General features: G+C 70.7%; 14 protein-coding genes. 8 read left to right on the top strand and 6 right to left on the bottom strand.

The annotated features are described in order from the left end of the window. Positions 1–217: 217 nt before the first annotated feature. Together ACIBHY_RS45370 and ACIBHY_RS45365 are read right to left on the bottom strand one after the other, a co-directional pair. Positions 218–1,240: a hypothetical protein gene (locus tag ACIBHY_RS45370; RefSeq protein WP_397309964.1), complete on the bottom strand. Its 1,023-nt coding sequence runs from the start codon at positions 1,238–1,240 to the stop codon at positions 218–220. Between the two features lie 46 nt (positions 1,241–1,286). Beyond that, positions 1,287–2,201: a DMT family transporter gene (locus ACIBHY_RS45365; protein ID WP_397248286.1), complete on the bottom strand. Its 915-nt coding sequence runs from the start codon at positions 2,199–2,201 to the stop codon at positions 1,287–1,289. On the opposite strand from ACIBHY_RS45365, the gene ACIBHY_RS45360 reads away from it, so the two are divergent. Continuing rightward, positions 2,200–3,597, top strand: coding sequence for a PLP-dependent aminotransferase family protein (locus ACIBHY_RS45360; protein ID WP_397309963.1), 1,398 nt, complete (start codon positions 2,200–2,202; stop codon positions 3,595–3,597). The genes ACIBHY_RS45365 and ACIBHY_RS45360 overlap by 2 nt on opposite strands. Here ACIBHY_RS45360 and ACIBHY_RS45355 read toward each other — a convergent pair. Further along, positions 3,594–4,322, bottom strand: a complete 729-nt coding sequence (locus ACIBHY_RS45355; RefSeq protein ID WP_397309962.1) for an alpha/beta fold hydrolase — start codon at positions 4,320–4,322, stop codon at positions 3,594–3,596. The genes ACIBHY_RS45360 and ACIBHY_RS45355 overlap by 4 nt on opposite strands. 55 nt (positions 4,323–4,377) lie before the next feature. Here ACIBHY_RS45355 and ACIBHY_RS45350 point away from each other — a divergent pair, with 55 nt between their 5' ends. Further along, entirely contained in the window at positions 4,378–4,980 is a 603-nt protein-coding gene (locus tag ACIBHY_RS45350; protein ID WP_397309960.1) for a TetR/AcrR family transcriptional regulator C-terminal domain-containing protein, read from the top strand. Here ACIBHY_RS45350 and ACIBHY_RS45345 read toward each other — a convergent pair. Next, positions 4,956–5,261 carry an antibiotic biosynthesis monooxygenase family protein gene (locus ACIBHY_RS45345; protein ID WP_397248278.1) on the bottom strand — a complete coding sequence of 102 codons (306 nt, stop codon included), beginning with the start codon at positions 5,259–5,261 and terminating at the stop codon, positions 4,956–4,958. The two genes, ACIBHY_RS45350 and ACIBHY_RS45345, sit on opposite strands and share 25 nt — an antisense overlap. 49 nt (positions 5,262–5,310) lie before the next feature. Here ACIBHY_RS45345 and ACIBHY_RS45340 point away from each other — a divergent pair, with 49 nt between their 5' ends. From ACIBHY_RS45340 to add, 6 genes are all read left to right on the top strand, one after another. After that, positions 5,311–5,814, top strand: coding sequence for a CGNR zinc finger domain-containing protein (locus ACIBHY_RS45340; RefSeq protein ID WP_397309959.1), 504 nt, complete (start codon positions 5,311–5,313; stop codon positions 5,812–5,814). A gap of 44 nt (positions 5,815–5,858) precedes the next feature. Continuing rightward, positions 5,859–6,467: a GNAT family N-acetyltransferase gene (locus ACIBHY_RS45335; protein WP_184966975.1), complete on the top strand. Its 609-nt coding sequence runs from the start codon at positions 5,859–5,861 to the stop codon at positions 6,465–6,467. A 13-nt stretch (positions 6,468–6,480) separates the two neighbouring features. Then, a complete protein-coding gene (locus tag ACIBHY_RS45330; protein WP_397309958.1) occupies positions 6,481–7,353 on the top strand; it encodes a 1,4-dihydroxy-2-naphthoate polyprenyltransferase in 873 nt (290 codons plus the stop codon). 128 nt (positions 7,354–7,481) lie between these two features. Then, complete coding sequence (locus ACIBHY_RS45325; RefSeq protein ID WP_397248272.1) at positions 7,482–8,840, top strand: purine-cytosine permease family protein; 1,359 nt, start codon at positions 7,482–7,484, stop codon at positions 8,838–8,840. After that, positions 8,837–10,558, top strand: a complete 1,722-nt coding sequence (locus ACIBHY_RS45320) for an adenine deaminase (protein WP_397309957.1) — start codon at positions 8,837–8,839, stop codon at positions 10,556–10,558. Before ACIBHY_RS45325 ends, ACIBHY_RS45320 begins: the two co-directional genes overlap by 4 nt. After that, a complete protein-coding gene (add, locus tag ACIBHY_RS45315) occupies positions 10,555–11,541 on the top strand; it encodes an adenosine deaminase (RefSeq protein ID WP_379635667.1) in 987 nt (328 codons plus the stop codon). The genes ACIBHY_RS45320 and add overlap by 4 nt, the downstream gene beginning before the upstream one ends. On the opposite strand, the gene ACIBHY_RS45310 is transcribed toward add, so the two are convergent. Beyond that, the gene (locus tag ACIBHY_RS45310; protein WP_397309956.1) at positions 11,538–13,055 is read right to left on the bottom strand and encodes a PucR family transcriptional regulator; all 1,518 of its coding nucleotides are present in this window, start codon (positions 13,053–13,055) and stop codon (positions 11,538–11,540) included. The two genes, add and ACIBHY_RS45310, sit on opposite strands and share 4 nt — an antisense overlap. Then, positions 13,046–13,708 (bottom strand): TenA family protein, encoded by a 663-nt coding sequence (locus tag ACIBHY_RS45305; RefSeq protein WP_397309955.1) that lies wholly within the window; start codon positions 13,706–13,708, stop codon positions 13,046–13,048. Before ACIBHY_RS45305 ends, ACIBHY_RS45310 begins: the two co-directional genes overlap by 10 nt. Position 13,709 lies beyond the last annotated feature (1 nt).

Raw genomic sequence — 13,709 nt, 5'->3', positions numbered from 1 at the left:
TGTTTTTTTCTGTGGGGGGCGCGGTGCGGGGGGGGGCGCCCCGGGGGGGGCGCGGGGGGGGGGGCGGGGGGGGGCGGGGGGGGGGGGGGCCCCCCCCCCCCCCGGGGGGTGGGGGGGCTCGCCCCCGCAGTCACAGCCCGAGCTCTTGGCGCGCAGCGCCCCACCGCGAGGACCACGCCCTTAGGCCCGGGGGTGCGAGGACCAGCCCCAGCCGTCGCTAGAACACGGGGATGATTTCTTCGGGGTCGATGAAGTCCACTGGCACGCCTTCCAGGTCCAGTTCCGGGATGGCCGGGAACGCTATGCCCCAGCGTTCGACGATCGCGCGGACCCTGGCCATCGCCTGGCGCCAGTTCTCCGCCTGTTCCTCATACGACAGCACACCCAGGCCGGCCTCGCGGGCGTGGTCCATCAGGACGCGGTGGTTGTTCAGGAAGTACGGCGGCAGCTCCCAGAACCCCTCCGGCGGCTCCCAGAGGATCATGGAAAGGAACACGAACCCGGCCCGCAACTGCCGGGTGATCAGCGACTTCACGTCCTCGGTCAGCCCCGGCCACTCGTTCTCCAGAATCGTCATGCAAATCTGGAGATGTCGGGACTCATCCCGGCCGATGCGCTGAAACATCTCCCCGAACACCGGATGCCGAGTCCCCGACGCCATCCCCCTGAACAGCGTCGACGCCGCCATCTCCCCCATCATGAAGCTGGTGAACAGAACGGGCAGCGAATACCTGCCCACCGCCGAGCTGTACCCGGTCCAGTATCGCCCGCCGTTGTGATAAAGCCAGCCGATGTTGTTGTGGGCGGCCCTTTCCAGGTCGTCGGCGGGCGTCCAGTCCAGGGGGCCGCCGGGCCACAGGCGGGCGATGGTGCGCTGGCAGCACTCCTCGTGGTTCATCTCGTCGCGGGTGATGGAGAAGAAGCACTTACGTACGGGATCCTCCTCGTGCTTCTCGAAGGCCTGGATCGTCGCACGGGCGAAGACCGCGGGCCCGGAGGCGTCGAAGTTGGCGAGGACGGCGAACCAGTACATGATCCCCAGCCGCTGCTCCCGCGTGAAATCCTCGGCCACCAGACCGTCCCAGGGCAGGTCGGCCGGGTTCCAGAGCATGGTCTTGGACTTCTCGTAGATCGCCGCGAGCTTCTCGGTCTCGACCCGCCACTCCATCGGGTAGATGTTCGGCTGCGGGATCTCGGGCGCGGGCCAGAAGCCGCCGTCGGGCACGCTGAGGTCGGCCATGTGTGACACCTCCGCCTCCCATCGTGCGGGTCGATGTCATGCGATTTCAAGTACGCGCGCGCTGCGTCACCGCCACACACGCCAGTACGGCCAGCGCGGCCGCCACGGTCACCCACCCGAACCGCTCATCCAGCAGGATCCAGGCCCACACCATCGTGAGCAGGGGCTGCGCGAGCTGTGTCTGCCCGGCCCGCGCGATGCCGCCCTGGGCCAGGCCCGCGTACCAGGGGATGAATCCCAGGAACATGGAGATCAGCCCGACATAGGCGAATCCGGCCACCGCCTCGAAGCTCCACACCACGGGCGTCGTCGCCGCGAGCACCGCGGTGACAGGCAGGGTCACCGGCAGCGAAATCACCAGGGCGTAGGAGATCACCTGCCAGCCGGGCGTGGTGCGGGAGAGCCTGCCGCCTTCGGTGTAGCCGACGGCCGCCGACAGCAGCGCCGCCACCAGCAGCAGGTCCGCCCAGGACGCGCCGCCGCCCTCCGCGCGGGTGAAGGTGAAGGCGGTGATCGCGACGGCTCCGGCCGTACAGGCGAGCCAGAACACGGGCCGGGGCCGCTCGCCCGCCCGCAGCACCGCGAACGCGGCGGTGGCGGCGGGCAGGAGCCCGATGACCACGCCCGAGTGCGCGGTGCCGGCGCCGAGCGACAGCGCGAGGCCGCTGAAGACGGGGAAGCCGAAGACGACGCCAAGGGAGATGAACGCATAAGGACGCCAGTGGTGGCGCGGCGGCAACAGCGGCACCCGGGCGGCGCGCAGGCACACCAGCGCCACCAGCCCCGCGACCAACGCCCGGCCGATCGCCACCAGCCACGGGTCGAATCCCCTCATCGCGAAGACCGTCGCGGGGAACGAGCCGGAGAACGAGAGGACGCCGAGGAAGGCCAGCAAGGTACCGCGGCGGGCGTGGGAGACCGCTACTGCGGGAGCGACGATAGCGCTATTCTGTACATTCATGAACAACGATAGCAGTATCGCCCAGATCGCCGCGATGCTGCGCGAAGAGGTCTCGCGACTCAAACCGGGCGACCGGCTTCCGTCCAGCCGGGAGATCATGCGCCGCCACGGGGTCAGCCCTGTCACGGTGTCGCGGGCGATCGGGCAGCTCACCGCCGAGGGACGGGTGGTGACGCGGCCGGGCGCGGGCGCCTACGTGGCACAACGGCCCGCCGCCCCATCCCCCACGGAAGCGGACATGTCCTGGCAGACCGTGGCCCTGGGCGACCGCGTGGTCGACGACACGGCGGTGACCGCCCTGCTGGCCGGTCCGCCCGACCACGTCATCCCGCTGACCGGCGGCTACCTGAACCCCGCTCTGCGCCCCTCCCACCAGCTCGCCGCCGCCGCGTCCAGGGCGGCGCGGCGGCCTGACGCGTGGTCGGTGCCGCCGCTCACCGGGCTGGCCGAGCTGCGCCGGTGGTTCGCGGTCCAGGCGGGCGGCGACGTGACCGCGGCCGACGCGCTCGTGGTCAGCGGCGGGCAGTCGGCGTTGTCGCTGGCGTTCAGGTCGCTGGCGGCGCCGGGCACGCCGATCCTGGTCGAGACGCCCACCTACCCGGGCGCGCTGGCGGCGGCGAAGGCGGCCGGGCTGCGGGCGACAGCCGTACCCATGGATCGCGACGGCGTGCGGCCCGACCTGCTCGCCGAGGCCTTCGCCGTCACCGGCGCGCGGGTCTTCTACTGCCAGCCCACGCTGCACAACCCGACCGGCGCCACGCTCTCGCGCGAGCGGCGCGAGCAGGTCATCGGCGTGGCGCGGGCGGCGGGCGCGTTCGTGGTGGAGGACGACGTGCTGCGCTACCTGGCCGACGCCGCGCCGCCGCCGATGGTCTCCATGGACCCCGACGGCACCGTCGTCTACGTCAGCTCGCTCACCAAGGTCCTCGCGCCGAGCCTGCGGGTGGCGGGGGTCGTCGCGCGCGGTCCCGCCGCGCACCGGCTGCGGGCGAGTCAGCTCGTGGAGTCGTTCTTCGTGGCGCGGCCGCTGCAGGAGACGGCGCTGGAGTTCGTGGGCTCGCCCGCGTGGGAGCGCCATCTGCGCACGGTGCACGCCGAGATCGCCCGCCGCCGCGACGCGCTGCTCGCGGCCCTCGCCGCGCGCCTTCCGGCCGCCGCGCCCCATCTGGTGCCGCGTGGCGGCAAGCATCTGTGGGTACGGCTGCCGCCGCACGTGGACGAGCCCGCCCTAGTCGAGGCGGCCTTCCGGAACGGCGTGCTGGTGAGCCCGGGCCGCATGTACTACCCGTCGGAGCCGCCCGGCCCGCGCCTGAGGCTCACCTTCATGGCCGCCACCCACGTGAGCGAACTGGCCGAGGGCGTCAGGCGGCTGGCCGAGGCGATGGGGCCCGGTTAGGAGAGCACCCGGTCGGCGTGTTCGAGGATGATCCGGGCGAGCTGGTCGGGTGCGCGGTGGTTGGCTGTGTGGCCCTGGCCGCGCATGAGCACGCGGGTGTGGTGCGGCAGCACGCGTTCCAGGGCGTCCATGCGCTCGCCGAGGTGGGCCGGGCTCTGGTCGCCGCCGAGCAGCACCACCGGCGCCTGGATGTTCGCGTAGTCGCCCAGCCGGTTGCCGAGGGCGTCGATGGCGGCCAGGTCGTCGAGCTGCCGGGGCGCCAGTGCGCGCAGCCTGGGCATCAGGGCCACCGCGAGCGCCCCCGCCGCCGCCTGCCAGCCCGGAATCTTGATCACCTCCGTGAAGAAGGTCCGCATGGCCTTGGCCGTCTTGCCCCTGGCCATCGCGGCCCGCGCGCGGCGGGTGGTGTCGCCGCCGAGCGTGGTGCCGGTGATGACGGGCGGTTCGTACAGGACGGCTCCGGCGAACGACCCGGCGCGCAGGGCCTCCAGCGCGACCACGCCACCGGAGGAGTGGCCGACCAGCATGACCTCGCCGCCCATGCGTTCGGCGGCGGCGAGCGTCTCGGTGACCTCGTCCTCGATGGTCACGGCGGGCCCCCGGTCGGGCCGGTACTGAAGCCGGCACGGCACCTCGACCGGATACCGGGCGGCCAGCAGGTCCGCGGGCTTGCGCCACAGGGACCCGTCATCCAGACCCGCGTGCAACACCAGAATTCCCGACATATCGGCAAACCTCCTTAGCAACGCTAAGGACAACTTAGCACTGCTAAGGTGAACTGTGAACAAGAAGCTGACCCGGCAGTCGCTCATCGAGACCGGGCTGCGTCTCCTGGACGAGGTCGGCCTCGACGGCCTGACCGTCCGCAGGCTCGCCGCCGAGCTCGGCGTCCAGTCCCCCGCGCTGTATTGGCACATCCGCACCAAGCAGGAACTCCTGGACGGCATGGCCGACGCCATCGTCCTGGCCGCCGGCATGGGCCCGCCCCTGGACGACGAGCCGTGGCAGGACTGGCTGGCCCGCCGCGCCCGCGCGTACCGCGGCTCGCTGAGCGCGCACCGCGACGGCGCCCGCGTCGTGTCCGGCGCGACCAGCCTCAGCGCCCGCGCGGTCGAGCTGTTCGAGCAGGAGCTGGACGGCATGGTCTCCAGGGGCTTCACGCCCGGCCTGGCCCTGCGCACGATCACCACGCTGACCCACTACGTCAACGGCGTCGTCCTGCACGAACAGGCCGAGCGCGGCGGCCCGTCCGGCGTCCTGCCGGGTCCCACCCTGCTGGCCGCCATGCACGAGACCGGCGGCCCGCTGGGCGACGACGGCTTCGAGCACGGGCTGCGCGCCTTCGTCGAAGGGACCGCTCAGGCGCTGGCGAAGACCTCGTAGTGCGCGACGGTACGCTCCCGGTCCACCAGGAAGGCGTCGTCGTCGGCGTAGAAGACGGCCCGCGACGGGTCCTCCCCGGCGAAGGCCGCGATGGCTTCCCACGACTCCCAGAACGAGATCAGCAGGAACTCGGTACGGTCACCGTCATCGCGCCGGGTGAAGCGCACCCCCTGGTTCCCCGGCGTCGAGGTGTAACCGGGAAACCCGGTGCGCAGCAGGTAATCCTCGTAGGCGGAGGCGTCGGCCGTACGGGTCCAGCCACGCCAGATGCGGACGATCATCAGGACTCCTCTCCAAAGAAGACACCACTCAACACGCTACAGTGGTTTCATGCTGGAGCTCGTGCGCGACTTCGTGAACACCTATGACGTGGAGAACGACGCCGACGAGCTGACCTCGCCCGCCGAACTGGCCGTGTGGCTGCGCGAGCGGGGCCTGGCCGGCGAGGGCGACCGCGCGGAGGACGACGACCTGGCCACCGCGATCGCCCTGCGGGAGGGCCTGCGGGCGGCGTTGCGCCGCGGGGAACCGGCGGATCTGCCGCAGCTGCCGCTCCGGGTCGTGATCGCGGACGGGCCCCGGCTGACACCGGTACGGCCCGGCGTCCCGGGCGCGCTGGCCCGGATCGCGGCGGCCGTACTCGATCCCGGATGGGAGCGTTTGAAGGTCTGCCTGGAAGGCACCTGCCAATGGGCGTTCATCGACTCCTCGAAGAACCGCTCGCGATCCTGGTGCTCCATGAAGGTCTGCGGCAACCGCACTAAAACCCGTGCATATCGGGCAAGGAAGCATGGTTCGCGTCGTCCCCAAGGCTCAAACACCGATACGGTGTAACTCGTGCCTTGTGGCATGACGGCAGGCGAAGGAGCGGGCCGAAAATGGCAGACGTAGGCGTCCGGGCGGCCCGGCGCGAGGATGTGCTCCAGGTTGCGAACGTTCAGGTCCGCGCCTGGCGCTACGGCTATCGGGATTTCCTGCCCGAGGGGCCGCTGGAGCAGATGACCGGTGCGGCGGCCGAGAAGATGTGGCTGCGCCAGTGGGATGAGGCCATCGTCGCCCCGCCCACCTCCCGTCACCGGGTGCTCGTCGCGGTCGAGACCATCCTCGACACCGAGGGCTTCCCCGCGCTGGGCGTCGGCGGCAGCGCCGCGCTCGCCACGCCGCGCGGCGGCGAACGCGTGGTCGGCCTGGCCTCCCACGCCCCCGCCGAAGACCCCGACCTCGACCCGACCGTGGTCTCCGAGATGCTGACGCTGCTGGTCGACCCCGACTTCGTCCGCCGCGGGCACGGCAGCCGCCTGCTCAACGCCACCGTCGACCACCTGCGCGAGGACGGCTACCGCCAGATCGTCACCTGGGCCTTCGCCGACAACTACGCCGTCCTGGGCTTCCTGGAGTCGGCCGGCTGGGGCGAGGACATGGCCGAACGGGTGCTCGACATGGGCCGCCCGATCCGCATGGTCAGGCTCAGCACGGATATCAGCTAGAGGTAGACGAGACATGGCAACTCCTGGTCAGTGGATAGCCGGTGCGCGGCCGCGTACCCTGCCCAACGCCGTCGTCCCCGTCATGGTCGGCACCGGCGTCGCCTTCGGCCTCGGCGCCGTCGGCTGGTGGCAGGCGCTCGTCGCCCTGGCCGTCGCGCTGCTGCTGCAGATCGGCGTCAACTACGCCAACGACTACAGCGACGGCGTGCGCGGCACCGACGACCAGCGGGTCGGCCCGATGCGCCTGGTCGGCTCCAGGGCCGCCACGCCGCGCCAGGTCCTGACCGCCGCCCTGGGCTGCTTCGCCGCCGCCGCGGTGGCCGGCCTGACGCTGGTGATCGCCACCCGCGCGTGGTGGATCCTGCCGGTCGGCGCGGCGGCGATCGCCGCCGCGTGGTTCTACACCGGAGGCAAGCGCCCGTACGGCTACCGCGCGCTCGGCGAGCTGTCCGTCTTCGTGTTCTTCGGCGTGGTCCCGGTGGTCGGCACCACCTTCGTCCAGGTGGAGTACCTGTCCGGCCTGGCCTTGGCCGCCTCGGTGCCGGTCGGCCTGCTGTCGTGCTCGATGCTCGTGGTCAACAACCTGCGCGACGTGGTCACCGACGGCCCCGCGGGCAAGAAGACCCTGGCCGTCGTCCTGGGCGCCGAGCGCACCCGCGTGCTCTACGCCGCCTGCCTGGTGCTGCCGTTCGTGATCGTGCTGGCGCTGGTGACGGTCTCGCCGTGGGTGGCGCTGGCGCTGCTGGCCGCGCCGCTGGCCATCGCCCCCATCCGTACCGTTCTGGGGGGTGCGGTCGGGCCCGACCTGATCGCCGTCCTCCAGGCGACGGGCAAGCTCCAGCTGGCGTTCGGGCTGCTGTTCTCGATCGGGCTGGCGCTGATCTAGCCGTGCGGGCTCGGATGATCTCTTTGTAGGCCTCGACAAGCGGTGCGGGACAGGCTCGTATGTCCGGATAACTGCCCAGGTCAGCCCCCTTTGGTTCACTGAAGGGGACACCGACCTGGGAGGACCCGATGGAACAACGCGGGATCGAGCTGGTCCCGGCCGGGGAGAGGTATGGCCGCCCGCGTGACCTTCTCTTCCTCTGGACCGGGACGACGATGGGCATCTTCACCCTCGTCTACGGCACCACCATCGTGGCCGCCTTCGGCCTCAACTTCTGGCAGGCTGTGGCCGCCATCGTCGTCGGCAACCTGCTGGCCTTCCCCCTCGTCGGCCTGACCAGCCTCCAGGGCCCGGCCACCGGCACCTCCACCATGGCCGTCTCCCGCGCCGCCTACGGGCCGAAGGGCGCCCGGCTGCTGAGCTTCTTCGGCTGGCTCAACATGGTCGGCTTCGAGGCCGGCGGCATGGTCCTGATCACCTTCGCCGCCCTGTCGCTGCTCGGCCAGGCCGGGGTGGCCACCGAGGGCCTCGGGCTGAAGGTCGCCGTCATCCTGGTCGCCGCCCTCATTCAGCTCGTGCTGCCGCTCATCGGGCACGCCGCGGTGATGAAGGCCCAGAAGTACTTCACCTGGGTCTTCGTCGTCCTCTTCGGGCTCATGGCGATCCTGGTCGGCCCCAAGGTCGACGTGGCGGCGGGCGGCGCCGGCGCGGACTTCACCACGTTCACGGTCGCCGTCGCGCTGATCATGTCGGCCGGCGGCCTGTCCTGGGGACCGCTGGGCGGCGACTACTCGCGCTACCTCCCCGCCGACTCCTCCAAGAAGGCCGTCTTCGGGTACGCCTTCCTCGGCGGCTTCGTGCCGTACGTGCTCCTGATGACCCTCGGCGCGGCCGTCGCCACCGTGGTCAAGGACGCGGCCGACCCGATCTCCGGGCTGCCCGGGGCGCTGCCGTCCTGGTTCGTCGTGCCGTACCTGCTGCTGGCGATCGTCTCGCTGTTCGCGGTCAACACCACCGACCTGTACTCCTCGGGGTTGAACCTGCAGGCCGCCGGCATCAAGGTGAAACGGTGGGTGGCTGTGGTGGCCGACCTCATCCTGTGCGTGATCATCACGTACGTGGCGGTGACGTCGGAGAACTTCAACACGATGCTCAACACCTTCCTCGGCCTGCTGATCATCTGGCTGGCGCCGTGGGCCGGTGTGTACGTCACCGACTGGCTGCGCAGGAAGGGCCGCTACGACGCGCGTGCCCTGTTCGACGAGAGCGCACCCGGCCAGGTCCGCTGGGCGGCGATCATCGCCCAGGTCGCGGGCATGGTGGCCGCTGCCCTCTGGATCAACTCCACCGCGTTCGTCGGCTGGATCTCCCAGGCCACCGGCGGCACCGACTTCAGCATCTTCGCCGGGTTCCTGGTGGCCGGGGCGGCTTATGCCGTGCTGGATCGCCGGCCCGTTTCCGTTCCTGTTCTTGAGGGGGTTCGATGACACTGCTCGACGTGGCGTACGGCAGGCGGCCGGCTGACACGATCATCACCAACGGCACGCTGGTCAACGTCCTGACGGGCGAAATCTACCCCGCAGAGGTCGGGATATCTCAGGACCGGATCGCCGCCGTCGGGCCCGCCCTCCAGCGCGGTCCGGAGACCCGGGTGATCGACGCCGCGGGCGGGTACCTGGTGCCCGGCCTGATCGACGGGCACCTGCACATCGAGTGCTCCAAGTTGTCGGTCACCAGCTTCGCCGACCTGGTCGTACCGCTGGGCACGACGAGCGTCGTGTCGGGCCTCGACCAGGTGCTCGTCGTCGAGGGCCTGCCCGGAGTCCGGAAATTTCTGGATGAGTCGAAGAAGACCGGGATGCGGATCTGGTGGGGCGCCCCCGCGAAAGCCCCGTACACCGTGCCCCAGAGCAACGTCGGCTTCACCTTCGGCCCCGACGAGCACCGCGTGGCCCACACCTGGCCCGAGTGCGTGGGCGTGTGGGAGACCGTCCAGGAGATGGTCGAGCACGGCGACCCCGCGGTGATGCAAGCGCTTGAGCTGGCCGAGAAGCACCGGCTGCCGGTCTTCGGCTGCGCCCCGATGTCGGACGCCCGCCGCATCGCGGGCCTGGCCGCCGCCGGCATCCGCCTCGACCACGAGTCGTACTCCCACGGGGAGATGCTGGAGAAGCTGCGCCAGGGTATCTACGCCATTGTGCGTGAATCCTCCGTGGCCCACTTCCTGCAGGAGAACATTCAGGTCGTGAGCAAGGTCGGCGCCCGCAGGGTGGCCTTCTGCACCGACGACGTGCACGCCGCCGACGTCCTGGCCGGCGGGCACATGGACAAGCTGGTACGCATGGCCGTGAAGGCCGGAGTGGACCCGGTCACCGCGATCCAGATGGCCACGGTCAACTGCGCCGAGATGTACCGCATCGACGACAAGGTGGGCAGCATCGCCCCCGGCCGTTTCGCCGACGTGCTGATCGTGGACTCGCTGGAGGACTTCCGCGTCCGCGACGTCGTCGCCGCGGGCAGGCTGGTGGCCCGCGACGGGCGGCTGATCAGCCCGACCGTCCCGCCCGCTCGCGGCCAGGTCACGAAATTTCCGGTCAGGACGGTCACGGCCGACGACTTCGCCCTGCGCAGCGAGCAGGCGGCAGTGGACGTCCTGGCCATCGGCTTCACCGAGCAGGTCTTCGTCCGCAAGCGCCGCGACGTCACACTCCCCGTGCTCAACGGCATCGTGGAGCCGAGCGTCGAGAAGGACGCCCTGCTCGTCACCGTCGTGGAGCGCTACGGCAAGACCGGCAACATGCCGGTGGCCGTGGTCAGCGGCATGGGCATCCGCGAAGGCGCCATCGCCACCAGCGCCGCCCCGGACGACAACAACATCATCTGCGTCGGCGCCTCCCGCGCGGACATGGCCCTGGCCGTCAACGCCGTGGCCGAGATGGGCGGCGGCCAGGTGATCGTGGTCGACGGCGAGGTGCGCGAACGGCTCCCGCTCCCCATCGCCGGCATCGTCTCCGACCTGCCCGCCGCCGAGATGGCCGTGGCCGAGCAACGCCTGGACGACCTGGCCCGCGAGCTGGGCTGCGCCCTGCCCTCACCGCTGATGTACCTGTTCTTCCTGTCCATCACCGCGATCCCCGACTACGCCGTGACCGACCTCGGCCTGGTGGATTGCGTCAACCTCGAGGTCGTGGAGGTCATTCAGTGAACGCGTTCATCGCCGGGCTGCCCAAGTGCGAGCTACATCTGCACATCGAGGGGACGCTGGAGCCGGAGCTCAAGTTCGAGCTGGCCCGGCGCAACGGGATCGCGCTGCCGTACGCGGGCGTCGAGGAGATGCGCGCGGCCTACGACTTCGACGACCTGCCCTCGTTCCTCAAGATCTACTACGAGGGTATGGGTGTGCTGCGCACCGAGCCCGACTTCTACGACCTGGCCATGGCCTACCTGCGCAAGGCCGCCTCGCAGAACGTGCGCTACGCGGAGATCTTCTTCGACCCGCAGGCGCACACCTCGCGCGGCGTGCCGTTCGACGTGGTGATCCGGGGCCTGCGCCGGGCGCTCATCGACGCCGAGGCCCAGCTCGACGTGCGGGCGCAGCTCATCATGTGCTTCCTGCGCGACTTCCAGGCCGAGTACGCGATGGCGACGCTGCTGGAGTCGCTGCCCTACAAGGAGTGGATCGTCGGCGTCGGCCTGGACTCCGACGAGAAGGGCAACCCGCCGGCCAAGTTCGCCGCCGTGTACGAGCGCGCCCGCCAGGAGGGCTACCTGCTCACCATGCACTGCGACGTGGACCAGCAGAACTCCGTCGAGCACATCCGCCAGGCGATCCAGGACATCGGCGTCAACCGGATCGACCACGGCGTCAACATCCTGGAGGACCCGAAGCTGGTCGCGGAGGTCTTGGACAAGGGCATCGGCATGACCTCCTGCCCGATCTCCAACGGCTACGTCACCGACTCCATGAAGATCGAGGGCATCCGCAAGCTGCTCGACCTGGGCGTGCGGGTCACGATCAACTCCGACGATCCGGCCTACTTCCTGGGCTACGTGGCCGAGAATCTCGAAGTGCTCAACTTCCCCGACGAGGACCTCAAGCAGTTGCAGCGCAACGCCTTCGAGATCACCTGGCTCCCCCGCCACGTCAAGGACGCCTACATCGCCGAAGTGGACGTCTACGCGCCCTAACGCATGCGCACGGCCAGCATGAAGTCCACCCGCTGGTCCCAGGAGTTGAGCGAGCGGCCGGTCAGCTCCTCGATGCGCTTGAGCCGGTAGCGCAGCGTGTTGACGTGGACGTGCAGGCGTTCCGAGGTCGAGGTCCAGTTGCCCGACTCCTCAAGGAACGCCTGCAACGTCTCCAGCAGATCGGTCTGGTGCGCCGCGTCGTAGGCCTCCAGCGCGCCCAGCAGCCGGGTCCTGAAGGACTTCCGCAGCTCCGCCGGAATCGCCGCCAGCAGCGTGCGGTGGGAACTGACGTCGTCGCCGGTGATCACGCTGATCCGCTCGCCGCTGAGCGCGGCCAGCGAACGCGCGTGCCGGGCCTCCTCGATCAGCCCACTCAGCGCGGCGGGCCCGGTCGTGACGCTGCTGACGCCGAGCGCGATCCGCCCCTCGCCGCTCAGCCCCGCCTCCAGCCCGCGCGCGCCGGCCATCACGTGCTCGGTCAGCTCCCGCGCGCTGTTGCCCGCCAGCGGGACGAGCGCGATCGCCTCACCGTCCGCGGCTCCGGGCGTGGCGGTCACGATCCCGGGCGCCAGCGGCCGCAACAGCTCATCCAGTACGGCCACGCCCGCGTCCCCCGGCGCCGACAACGCCACCACCAGCAGCCCGTGCTCGGTCTCCACGTGCAACGTGTGCAGGCGGGAGACCACACCGGGCAGGGCGGCGTCCCCCGACTCCAGCAGTTCCAGGAGCTGGTCGAACACGCGCCGCTCGATCCGCTGAGCCGCCTCCAGCCGGGAGCGCTCCAGCGCCACCAGCGCGGCCAGCTCCACGACGAGGTCCTCGTTCTCCCCCTGCGCCTGCTCCCCGGCATAGGCCAGGAACCAGTTGGCGATCCGGTGCGGAGCGCCCTTGCTGATCGGGAAGACCGACAGCCCGCCCACCATCCCCGGCAGGTGGCGCGCGGTCAGGAAGGTGTGGGCCAGCCGCGCCCGTTGCTCATCGGCCAGAGGCTGCGAACCGACGATGACCCGGCCGGTCGGCGACATCACCCAGCACGGCACGTCGAGCTCCCCGGCTACCGCGGTGACGACCTTGGTCAGGCTGCCGCCGTCGACCAGCGTGCTGGCCAGGCGGCGGCGGGAGCCGTACCGCTGACGGGGTGGGGAGCCGAGCTCGGCGATCAGCGCGCGCAGGACGTGCTCGGTGACGTGGCTGAACGGCACCTCGACGGGGAGCGTGAGCAGCGGCAGCCCGGCCTCGGCGCAGGCGTCGACGAGGTCGAGCGGGACGCCCTTGAGTGCGGTGCCGGAGACGAGCGCCGCCACCTCACCCAGAGCTTTCACGAAATGCCGGGATGACTCGGCGCCGGTGTGCCAGGTCAGCTCGGTCAGCACCAGCTCCCCCGGCTTCACGAACCTGCCCGGCTCGGTCAGATCCGTGGTGGACACGCCGCGTACCTGCCGGTCGAGCTGGTCATGCCCGGTCAGCACCTTGAGGTGGAGGTGACGGGCCCGAACCAGCTCCCTCAGCCGCATGGCCAGCCCTCCCGGCGCCAGGCGGCCTCCCAGTACATCCACTCGAACCGGGCCGTCGTCAGCGCCCGGTCGAGGAGCCGCTCGCGGTCGTCGGCGCTCAGGACCAGGCCGTCGAGCAGGTCAAGCGCGCCCGCGACGGTCTCCTGGTAGGACTCGGCGCCGTAGGTCTCGATCCACCAGGCGTAGAGCGGATCGGGCGACGAGCGCCGGAGCAGTGCCTCGCCGACCCTGGCGTAGATCCAGTAGCAGGGCACGATCGCGCCGAGCGCCTCTGGGAAGGTGCCGAGCGAGCAGCTCCTGACCAGGTAGGAGGCGTAGCCGACGGTGGTGGGCGCGGCGGGCAGCTTGCGCGCGTCGGCCTCGTCAAGACCGAACGCCGCCAGCAGCTCCACCACCAGGCTGTGCTCGACCTCGACCGTCATCGCCGCGTCCCGCGCGAAGCTCTGCACCGAGGACGGCTCCGGCGAACGCGCCGCGCAGGCCGCCTGGGCCCGCGCGTAGTCCGGCAGGAAATGCGCCTCTTGCACGACGTAGTGCCGGAACGCCTCACGCGGCAGCGACCCGTCCGTCAGCCCGGCCAGGAACGGATGGGCGAGGATCTGGTCATAGACCCCGCCGACGACCTGCCACACATCATCTCGCAAGCGGCTCACC

This window comes from Nonomuraea sp. NPDC050547, assembly GCF_044457345.1.
Lineage (GTDB): Bacteria > Actinomycetota > Actinomycetes > Streptosporangiales > Streptosporangiaceae > Nonomuraea.
The sequence above is the reverse complement of the archived record's forward strand: the minus strand, read 5'-3'. Positions and strand labels throughout refer to the sequence as shown.